This window comes from Actinacidiphila sp. bgisy160 (genome assembly GCF_057707815.1).
The window spans coordinates 1-1,098 of the sequence record NZ_JBYIQW010000133.1 but is presented as its reverse complement, the minus strand read 5'-3'; the positions used below and the strand labels follow the sequence as shown (position 1 = coordinate 1,098).

1 protein-coding gene is annotated in these 1,098 nt (G+C 66.8%); it reads right to left on the bottom strand.

The annotated features are described in order from the left end of the window. Positions 1 to 1,098: ABC transporter substrate-binding protein (locus AC3EUJ_RS37145; protein ID WP_431969407.1), on the bottom strand; the 1,098-nt coding region annotated here is incomplete at both ends.

Genomic DNA, 1,098 nt, shown 5'->3' with positions numbered 1-1,098 from the left:
TGACGTCCACGTCGAACAGGCCGCTGTCGTTGAGCTGCTTGGCGATCGCCTTCAGCTCCGCCACGGTGCCCGGGCCGAAACGCACCGGCGTCGCCCACAGCGTGAAGGAGACCTTGCCGGTGATCCCGGCCTGCGAAAGCGCCGCCTGCGCCCCGGCCTTGTCGCCGCCCTCGCCGTAGCGGTCGAAGAACGCGGTGTTGTGTCCGGTGATACCGGCCGGCACGATCGAGTACAACGGGGTGGCGGTGCGCTGGTAGACGTCGCGGATGAACGCCTTGCGGTCGATCAGGTAGGCCACCGCGCGACGCACGGCCTTGTCGCCCACCACCGGGTCCTTGAGGTTGAACACCAGGTGCTGCACCTCGGCGCCGGTGCCCTCCACGACCTGGATGCCGGTGTCGCCGGCTATCGAACTGGTCTGCAGCGAGGCGATGTCGGCGGAGGCCAGACCGCGGTAGGCCAGGTCCACCGACCCGTCCTCGACGGCCTTCCTCAACGAGGGCTCGTCGCCGAAGAACTTCATCGTCATGCCCGAGTTACGGATCTGCGCCGAACCCTGGTAGTCCCCGTTGACCGAGAACACCGCCTGCTCGCCGGCCTCGTAGGAGTCCAGCTTGTACGGGCCCGAGCCGGTCGCCCTGCCATCGGTGCGGAGCTTGTCCGCGGGGTACTGCGTGTGGTCGACGATCGACCCCGCACCCGAGGCGATCTTCATCGGGAACGTCGCGTCGGAGTACTTCAGGTGGAACACCACCCGCTCCGGCGAGGGCGTGTCGATCGTCTTGATCGAGTCCAGCAGCACCGCCGGACCGTTCTCGTCATTGATCTCGATGGTGCGCTCGAAGGAGAACTTCACGTCCTCGGAGGTGAGCGCCTCACCGTTGCTGAACTTCAGGCCCTGCCGCAGCGTGCAGTCGAAGGTCTTGCTGTCCGGGTCGGTGAACTTGCAGCGCTCCGCGGCCTCCGGCTCGGGCTTGGTGGCGCCCTTGGGGAAGCTGAGCAGCGACTGGAAGACGTTGTTGAACACGATCCAGGAGCCGACGTCGTAGCCCGAGGCCGGATCGACGGCGGTCACCTTGTCGGTGATGCCCATCGTGA